The organism is Mycobacterium sp. (genome assembly GCF_049673265.1).
Classification (GTDB): domain Bacteria; phylum Actinomycetota; class Actinomycetes; order Mycobacteriales; family Mycobacteriaceae; genus Mycobacterium.
In genome coordinates this window covers 1-8,814 of the sequence record NZ_JBATXN010000570.1, presented here as the reverse complement: position 1 = coordinate 8,814, position 8,814 = coordinate 1, and the positions used below count along the sequence as shown (strand labels likewise).

General features: G+C 64.9%; 9 protein-coding genes and 1 pseudogene. 3 read left to right on the top strand and 7 right to left on the bottom strand.

What is annotated here, in order from left to right; translation table 11 throughout:
- Window positions 1-1,150 (top strand): competence/damage-inducible protein A (locus WBF82_RS19465; protein ID WP_424384582.1); only part of this gene is annotated, 1,150 nt, incomplete at its 5' end.
- 31 nt (window positions 1,151-1,181) lie between these two features.
- Here WBF82_RS19465 and WBF82_RS19460 read toward each other — a convergent pair.
- Genes WBF82_RS19460 through WBF82_RS19450 form a run of 3 tightly spaced genes read right to left on the bottom strand, consistent with a single transcriptional unit; the run spans window position 1,182 to window position 3,739 of the window.
- On the bottom strand, window positions 1,182-1,487 hold the full coding sequence (locus WBF82_RS19460; protein ID WP_424384581.1) for a hypothetical protein: 306 nt from the start codon (window positions 1,485-1,487) through the stop codon (window positions 1,182-1,184).
- Window positions 1,488-1,543: 56 nt separating this feature from the next.
- A complete protein-coding gene (locus WBF82_RS19455; protein WP_424384580.1) occupies window positions 1,544-2,812 on the bottom strand; it encodes an MFS transporter in 1,269 nt (422 codons plus the stop codon).
- Between the two features lie 12 nt (window positions 2,813-2,824).
- Complete coding sequence (locus WBF82_RS19450; protein WP_424384579.1) at window positions 2,825-3,739, bottom strand: alpha/beta fold hydrolase; 915 nt, start codon at window positions 3,737-3,739, stop codon at window positions 2,825-2,827.
- A gap of 36 nt (window positions 3,740-3,775) precedes the next feature.
- On the opposite strand from WBF82_RS19450, the gene WBF82_RS19445 reads away from it, so the two are divergent.
- Window positions 3,776-4,843, top strand: coding sequence for an amidohydrolase family protein (locus tag WBF82_RS19445; protein ID WP_424384578.1), 1,068 nt, complete (start codon window positions 3,776-3,778; stop codon window positions 4,841-4,843).
- Window positions 4,844-4,847: 4 nt separating this feature from the next.
- On the opposite strand, the gene WBF82_RS19440 is transcribed toward WBF82_RS19445, so the two are convergent.
- Window positions 4,848-5,645 (bottom strand): enoyl-CoA hydratase/isomerase family protein, encoded by a 798-nt coding sequence (locus WBF82_RS19440; protein ID WP_424384577.1) that lies wholly within the window; start codon window positions 5,643-5,645, stop codon window positions 4,848-4,850.
- Window positions 5,646-5,764: 119 nt separating this feature from the next.
- Between WBF82_RS19440 and WBF82_RS19435 the strand changes: the two genes are divergently transcribed.
- Window positions 5,765-6,340, top strand: coding sequence for an XRE family transcriptional regulator (locus WBF82_RS19435; protein WP_424384576.1), 576 nt, complete (start codon window positions 5,765-5,767; stop codon window positions 6,338-6,340).
- 1 nt (window position 6,341) lies between these two features.
- Here WBF82_RS19435 and WBF82_RS19430 read toward each other — a convergent pair whose 3' ends face one another.
- The 3 genes and pseudogenes from WBF82_RS19430 to WBF82_RS19420 all read right to left on the bottom strand — a co-directional run.
- Window positions 6,342-7,559: an acyl-CoA dehydrogenase family protein gene (locus WBF82_RS19430; protein WP_424384575.1), complete on the bottom strand. Its 1,218-nt coding sequence runs from the start codon at window positions 7,557-7,559 to the stop codon at window positions 6,342-6,344.
- A gap of 210 nt (window positions 7,560-7,769) precedes the next feature.
- On the bottom strand, window positions 7,770-8,441 hold the full coding sequence (locus tag WBF82_RS19425) for an alpha/beta hydrolase (protein ID WP_424384574.1): 672 nt from the start codon (window positions 8,439-8,441) through the stop codon (window positions 7,770-7,772).
- A gap of 30 nt (window positions 8,442-8,471) precedes the next feature.
- Window positions 8,472-8,814, bottom strand: a pseudogene (locus WBF82_RS19420) (hypothetical protein); the annotation flags it as partial.

The window sequence follows — 8,814 nt, the reverse complement described above, 5'->3', positions numbered from 1 at the left end:
CATCACCATTTGCGGTGACCGCGAAGCAGACATCGATGCGCAGCTGCGCTTCCTGGCAGCCGAGGGCGTCGACCTGATCGTGACCAGCGGCGGCCTGGGCCCGACCGCCGACGATATGACCGTGGCGACCGTGGCGCGGTTCTGCGAACGCGACCTGGTGCTCGATGCCGAGCTGGAGGCCAAGATCGCGGCGATCTTGGAAAAGTTGATGGCTCGCATCGAGGGCGGCGATTTCGCGGCGGTCCGGGCCGCCAACCGCAAGCAAGCGATGGTCCCGGCCGGGGCGCTGGTGATGGACCCGGTGGGCACGGCGCCGGGTGTTGTCGTTCCCGGAAAGCCGACCGTCGTGGTGCTGCCCGGGCCGCCGCGCGAATTGCAGCCGATGTGGTCGATCGCCGTAGCGACACCCGCCGTCCGGGAAGCCATCGCGGGCCGGACGATCTACCGCCAGGACACCGTGCGGATGTTCGGATTGGCCGAGTCCGGCCTGGCCGACACCCTGCGCGACGCCGAGCAAAGCCTGCCCGGTTTCAAGTCCCTGGAGATCACCACCTGTTTGCGGCGCGGTGAGCTCGAGGTGGTCACCCGTTACGAGCCCGACGACGCCGAGGTGTACAGCCAACTGGTCGAGTTGCTCCGCGAAAGGCATGGGCAGCACATCTATTCCGAAGACGGCTCGCAAGTCGACGACCAAGTCGCAGAGCTGTTGACCGGGCGGCGGATAGCGACGGCGGAGTCTTGCACCGGCGGGCTGCTGGCGGCCCGGCTCACCGAGCGCGCCGGTTCGTCCGCCTACATCGCAGGCGGCCTGGTTGCTTACGCCAACGAGGCGAAAACCGAGTTGCTCGGCGTCGATACGGCGTTGATCGAGGCACATGGCGCAGTGTCCGAGCCGGTGGCCGAGGCGATGGCGGCCGGCGCGCTACGCCGCTTCGACGCCGATACCGCGGTGGCAATCACCGGAATCGCCGGACCCGACGGGGGAACGGCCGACAAGCCGGTGGGTACGGTCTGCTTCACCGTGGCACTCGCCGATGGCCAGCCGTCGACTCGCACGCTTCGACTGCCCGGCAACCGCGCCGACGTCCGGGAGCGCTCGACGACGGTGGCGATGCATCTGCTGAGGCGGGCACTGCGTGACGCTGAATGACGAGGACTCGCGTCGGGCTTATCGACATCGGCTACTTGCCGGGGCCACGGCGCTGGTCGAGCGCTGCAACCAAAAGCTTCTGCACAGACGTGCGGGCTTTAACACGCGCCTCCTCGGACGAGGGCGAGCCATGGATCCCGGCGGCAAATAGCCCAGCCAACCTCGCAACGCGTAACGCGATTACGCGCCAACGATCCTCGGACTCGCCAACTTCGTTGGCGATTACGTTGATCGCATCGTTGCGCGCATCGGCGTCTGTGTCGTCGTCCAGCGAAACCAGGATGAGCTGCAGCGCGACGATAGATTCGTCCACGCCGTCCGCCGGGCCAGGCGTCATCGGCGGCGCTCCCGAAATCGTCTTGATGCCGTCATCGGCTGCGCTCCCTTCCCAAGCTAATTCCCGCCGCCGACACCAGCGGGGTAAGCGCTTGGCTCAGAACCGAAGCGGATTCCGGTCCTATCCTTGCCGATCGCGGTCAAGAGCGCGACGACGATCAGTACCGGCACAATGGTCACCGCCAAAGCGAACGGATAGCCGTGCGCAGCGGCCAGCCGTTCTTGGATCGGCAAGTTGAACGCGGCTATCAGATTGCCCAGCTGATAGGTGACCCCCGGGTACAAGCCCCGGATTGCATCCGGCGACATTTCCGTCAGATGCGCCGGAATGACACCCCACGCACCTTGCACGACGAGTTGCATCAGAAACGAACCGAGGCACAGCATCGCCGCGGTGTGCGAGAAGGCGAACAGCGGCACGATCGGCAGCCCCAACACCGCACAGAACACGATGGTGTGCCTGCGGCCGAATCGTTGGGAGAGCGTGCCGAACATCAGCCCGCCGACGATGGCGCCGACGTTGTAGACCACCGCGATCCACTTCGCTGTCGTGCTGGACAGCTCAGCGCCGCCGCTGTGGGTGGCCTTCAAGAAGGTCGGGTAGACGTCCTGGGTGCCGTGGCTCATCCAATTGAAGGCGGCCATCAGCAGCACCAGGTAGATGAACCGGCGGACGATCGCGGCCTGGCGCAGCACATCGCGAATCCTGGTCTGAGTCAGTCGCATTCGGTGCTGTTCGGCCTCCCACACCTCGGACTCCTTGACCCGGTACCGGATGATCAGGCTGACCAGCGCCGGGATGATGCTCAGCCCGAACAGCCAGCGCCACGACAACCCGAGCCAGTCCATCACCAACAGCGACGCCAACGTTGCGAGCAGATAGCCGAACGCGTAGCCCTCTTGCAACAGGCCGGAGAAGAAGCCGCGTCGCTCCGCGGGAACCTTCTCCATCGCGAGCGCGGCGCCCAGACCCCACTCACCGCCCATCCCGACGCCGTATAGCAGTCGCAGGATCACCAGCACGGTGAAATTCGGTGCGAACGCACACAGGAAACCGACGAGCGAATAGAACGTCACGTCCACCATCAGGGGTATTCGCCGTCCCACCCGATCGGCCCACAGCCCGAACAACAACGCGCCCACCGGGCGCATCACCAGCGTCGCCGTTGTCAGGAATGCGACCTCGGCTTTGGTGTGGTGGAACGTCTTTGCGATATCCGCATAGACCAGCACAACAAGGAAGTAGTCGAAGGCGTCCATCGTCCAACCCAGCAGCGCGGCAACGAATGAGTTGCGCTGATCGGAGCTGAGCGGCGTTCCGGACACCTGCTGTGTTTATCAGCTCTTCTCGATGCTGTCCCAGAGCTCGACAATGGTCTGCAGAATCTCCTCGGCGCGGCCTAACCCGGCGAGATGGCTTTCACCTGGCAGGTGATACAACGCCGCGTCGGGCAGGTGCGCGACGACGTGCTCTCCATGGGCGAACGGGACGATGTGGTCGGCGTCGCCGTGCCACCACCGCACTGGGACCTTCACTTGCTCGAGCCGGAAACCCCAGTCCCGGGCGAAGGCGACGACGTCGGCAAAGGGCGCTGCCAACTGCTTACGGCTACCGTTGAGCAGGTCGTCAAGGAACATGGCCTTGAACTCCGGCCGGACCAACAAGGCCCGGTCGGCTTCGGGGGAGATGCGCGCGTAGAGGTACAGCGCAGGCTCGGCGACCGGCTTCAGCAGGCGGATGAAAGCTACTGCCGCCCATCGGATCGGAAATCCGGCCACAGTGAGCAGTGGGGCGATCAGTGAGCCAAGTGCCATCACGCCTCCGCCGATGGCGTCTGCGCCGACGGTTGGGGCGACCCCGCCGAGCACCCCGACCGCAACGACGCGATCGGGCATTGCCGCCGCGCAGCCGAGGGTGTAGGGCCCGCCCCCGGATAGGCCGATGACGGCCATTTTGTCGATGCCCAGCGTGTCCGCGACAGTACGCAGGTCATCAGCGAAGGCGACGACGGTGCCGTATTGGTAGGGCGTGGACGCCCCGATTCCGGGTCGGTCGACCCCGATCAGCCGGATGTGGTTCTCCTCGGCGTAGACGCGGGCCTCGGTCGGGATCTGCCGTCGCGCACCCGGGGTGCCGTGCAGCCAGAAGATGGCGCGTCCCTGCGGGTCGCCGAACTCTGCGAACCCCAGCTGGCGATCGTCGCCGACGGCGATGTTGCCTTCCAGCTTGGGACGGGCAATAGCGATAACCATGACCGCAGTGTTACACGAGCCATTACGGTTCGGAGCATGCAGATCATCGATGCCGACGGACACGTCGCCGAAAACCCATCGCTCGCGATGGAGGCCCTGAAGCGCTGGCCGGACCACGTCAGAGCGAGCGCCGACGGAAAACCCAGGTTGGTCATCGAGGGCCGCAACTATCCCGAAGACAGCGGTCCGGGCGCCGGCTGTCCGCCAGAGCACGGAATCAGCAAGGCCGCGGACATCAACTGCAGGTCGGTCGAAGGCGTATTGGGCGACGCCGATCGCGATCAGATCGACACCATGGTGCTGTATCCCAGCTTGGGGCTGTGCGCACCCAGCCTCGAGGATCCGGAATTCGCCGCCGGCTTCGCGCGCCTGTACAACCAGTGGATCGCGGATTTCTGCGCCCCGGCGGGCGGCCGGTTACGCGGCGTCGCGGTCACCCCGATCGAGCACGGGGAGGCGGCGATCGACGTCATGCGGGAGGCCAAAGATCTCGGCCTGGTGTCCACCCTCGTTCCGCCGGCGCTCAAGACGCGCAACCTCGATCACCCCGACCTCGATCCGTTCTACGCTGCCGCGGTCGAGCTCGATATGCCGCTCGGCATTCACGGGGCGCCCGGTATCCATCTGCCGAAGATCGGCGTCGATCGCTTCACCAACTACATCCAGGTGCACTGCATCAGCTTTCCGTTCGACCAGATGACGGCCATGACTGCGATGGTTTCCGGCGGCGTTTTCGATCGGCATCCGGAATTGCGGGTGGCCTTCCTCGAGGCGGGTGTGGGCTGGGTGCCGTTCTTCATCGATCGGCTACACGAGCATTTCGAGAAGCGCGGCGACTGGATCGAGCGTGGCTGGCAACGCGACCCGCAGGAGTACGTGCAGGCCGGCAACATCTTCGTGACGTGCGAACCGGAGGAACCGATCTTGCCCGGCGTCATCGATGTGCTCGGCGACGACTTCATCATGTTCGCCAGCGACTATCCGCATTGGGACGGCGAGTGGCCAGAGAGCACCAAGCACCTGCGCACCCGCCCCGACATCAGCGAGGCCGCCCGCGCGAAAATCAGCGGGCTGAACGCGCAGCGCTTCTACGCGCTGAACTGAGCCCTTAGCGCCCTTGCCATTTCGGAGGTCGTTTTTCGGCGAAGGCCCGAGGCCCTTCTTTAGCGTCCTCGGTCGCGAAAACACGGTCGCTGTGCCGGGTTTCGTTGGCATACGCAGATTCCAGATCAAGTGCCATGCCCTCGACAGCCGATTGCTTCGTTGCCGACACGGCTAGCGGCGCGTTGACCGCGATTCGCTCGGCGTACTGATAAGCGGTATTCATCAATTCGTGCGCCGACACCACGCGATTGATCAACCCCATGGCGAGCGCGCGCTCGGCGTCCACCATGTCCGCCGTCAACAGCAATTCCATCGCGAACGCGTAGGGCAGCTGGCGAGGCAGTCGCACGGTGCTGCCGCCGCCCGCGAACAATCCGCGTTTCGGTTCCATCACGGCGAACCGTGCCTCGGGCACAGCGATGCGGATATCGGTACAGGTCAACATTTCGAATCCGCCTGCCACGCATACACCGTTGACCGCGGCGATGATCGGCTTGTAGATCGGAAACTGATGCAGGACAGCGTGAATCGCGTCGATTTTGTTCCATCCGGCTGGCGGGGGCAAATCGCCGGTCAACTCCGGAATGAACTTTTTGAGATCGGCTCCGGTGCAAAAGTCGCGACCCACGCCGGTGATCACCGCGACCCACGCGTCCGCGTCATCGCGAAAGGCGGCCCATGCGTGCGCAAGGTCGCGAAAATGCGCCATGTCGAGCGAGTTACGAGTCTCGGGTCTGTTGATCGTGATCGTGACGATGCGACCGTCCCGCACGTAGTCGATGCTCACCGCGCCCTTCCTCATCTGGCACTCCCATGGGCCGGACTGCCAGTTGAATGTGCGAGCACTATCGTTACACGGATCGACGCCGTTACCGATACCCGTCGACCTGAGCTGGACACCATTCACAGAATTGAGGGGCTATGGCCGAATTCGATCCACATGAAGGTGAAGCGCAAACCATTGTGAATCTGGCTGAGGCGGCGATGCACATGTACCGCGCCGCCATCGATTCGCTACCTTTCCCGGAAGACAAGAAGTTTCAGAAACGCGCCGACGTGGTTCTCACCGGCATGCGGAAACTGCGCGCGGCTCTGACCGAGGCGGCAAGCCACAGCCGGCCGAGCCCCACCGTCATGATGGCGCTCAGCGACGTCCGCAGACGCTACGACGATCTGATGGAGCGTGTCGCGGACGCTCCCGGAGCAACGCTGGGGCAACAGCTCTACACCGCGCGCATCCACGCGAAGCTGTCCGCGCACGAAGCGGCCAACGGAATGGGACTTCGCCCAGATCTGCCGAACGAACTCGAATCCGGGGCTACCCCGACCGATAAAGAAACGCCAGTGGTCGAACAGCTGATCGCGGCGATCCGCGCGGTGGCAGGTCTCGAGGACAGCGAGCACCCACTGTCATCCGGCGCGGAGAATCTGAACGGCTGGGATGAAGCGCTGGCCACCAACGGCGCCGCCGAAGAGACTCACGCGGCAGCTCACTAGTTCAGCGAATCGTCAGGCCGGTCAGCGCTCGGGCGATGACTAGCCGCTGAATCTCGCTGGTGCCTTCGAAGATGGTGAAGATCTTGGCATCCCGGTGCATCCGCTCGACCGGATAGTCGCGGGTGTAGCCGTTGCCGCCGAGGATTTGGATCGCTTCGTCGGTGACGTACACCGCGGTCTCGCTGGCATGCAACTTAGCCATCGAACCCTCCGCTGAGGTGAACGGCTTGTCGTTTCGTTGCATCCAGCCGGCCCGCCAGACCAGCAATCGAGATGCGTCGATGCGGCTTTTCATGTCGGCCAGCTTGAATGCGATCGCCTGAAACTCGGCGATCTTCCGGCCGAACTGTTCGCGCTGGCGAGAGTATTCCAGCGCGTACTCGTAGGCCGCGCGCGCGATGCCCAACGCCATCGCACCCACGATTGGGCGGGTGCGCTCAAACGTCATCATCGCCGCCTGGCTCGATGTGCGATGGCCCTCCCGGATTTTGGCGACTCGACGCTCGAAACGCTCTCTGCCGCCGAGGATCAACTCACCGGGAAGCCGGACATCATCGAGGACCACCTCAGCCGTGTGGGAGGCCCGAATACCGTGCTTCTTGAACTTTTGGCCCTGGGACAAGCCTTTCGTTCCGGGCGGCACGATGAATGTCGCCTGCCCGCGAGTGCCCAACTCGGGCTCCACCGACGCGACCACAACGTGGACGTTGGCTATCCCGCCGTTAGTAGCCCATGTCTTGGTGCCATTGAGCACCCACTCGTCGGCGGCTTCGTCATACCTCGCCCTGGTGCGGACGGCTCCCACGTCGGAACCGGCACCCGGTTCCGACGAACAGAACGCCGCCAGCTTGGGGTCGCCGGGGGTGCCGAACATTTCCGGCAGCCACTCGCCGAGTTGCTGCGGGGTTCCGTTGGCGGCCAGTGCGGCCGCCGCAAGCCCGGTGGCCATGATCGACAGTGCGATCCCGGCGTCACCCCAGAACATTTCCTCGAATACCGTCGGCATGCCCAGACCGCTGGATTCGGCCGCCATCTGGGCGAAGAGGTCGGGGGTGTAGAGCCCCACCTTGGCAGCCTCTTGGATGATCGGCCACGGGGTTTCTTCCCGCTCGTCCCACTCCGCGGCGGCCGGCCGGATAACCGACTCGGCAAACTCATGTACCCAGTCACGGACGTGGACCACTTCCTCCGACAGATCCATCGAAAACGTGGCGTCCATAGCGCTCCCCTCAGCCTGCCCACTTCAGGCAGCCAGCACTTACAGTAAACGCTTGTATACTGAACTACCAAACCGGCAGTTCAGGGGAGGCCGTATGCAGCGCAGTGACATCCGGGCGGTCGGGCGCCTGGCGGGGGAGGCGTCGTCGGTGCTGACCACATTGGTGCGGGGGATGCACACCCGGTGGTCTATGCGAAACTGCGCGACTGGTTAACCCGTTAGGGCGGCGATGCGCGCCGCCACGTCGGCGGCGATGGCCAAAGTCTCCGGATCATCGGCTGCCGCGTAGCGGTCGGCGCTGGTGTCGTAGCGGGCGCCCGCGATCGATCCATGGTCAGCAGGCAACTCGACCACCTCCACCGGCCACTCGCTGCGGCGCAGGGCCGAAGCGAATTCGCGGGACGCCGCGACCGGAATCACGTCATCGCATCGGCCATGCAGCAGGGTAAAGGGGCGACGGCGCGCCTCCGGCTTGAGCTGAGTGGCCGGCACGCGCCCGAAGATCGGATCGGTGACCATGAACGCCCCGGCGAGGCAGACGGTGTGCGCGAAATCCACATCGGCTCGTCGCGCCTGAATCGTCAGCCCGGCCGCCGCGACACCGCCCATCGACCAACCGACAAGCACTAACGCATCGGGGTCGTCAACGCGCTCACGGGCAAAACGCACCGAGCGCAGCAGGTCGGCGCGCCCGCCATCGTCGGCATGGGAGTTCCAGTCGGGTACGACGACGCCTAAACCATGGCCGACCAGCAGCTCGGCGAGTGGCCGGACCGCGGTACGGGCGTCGGCCTGCTGGCCGTGCCACAACAAGACGGTCCGTTGCGCGGGCTTACCGGAAACGTCCGCCAACCGACCGGGGCCGTATTCGACGGTCTCCATACCCTCCAGGCTGCCCTACCGGCTATGCCATTACGGCTTCGGCGGTGGTGGCGGCGGCGCTCCGCCGCCGAGAAGCGAGCCGAGGATACCCAGCGGCAGGCCTGCCTGTTCTGGCGACTTGCCGGGGTCGGGGACCGCCGCGTCGTTCTTCTGCCACGGTTGGCAACCGTCGGTCTTGAATGCCTTGTCGGTCGGCTCGATCCGCACGACCTGCGGCTTTTTGCTCATCGCGTTGTCGACCATCTGCTTGCCGTCATCGCCGGCGACCCGTTTCCAGTAGCAGACGCCCTTGCCTTGCGGCCCAGCGGAGGTGTAGGTCCCGGGCACGATATCGGTTCCCACCGCAAACGTGCCGTCGTGGTCGATGGTCGTC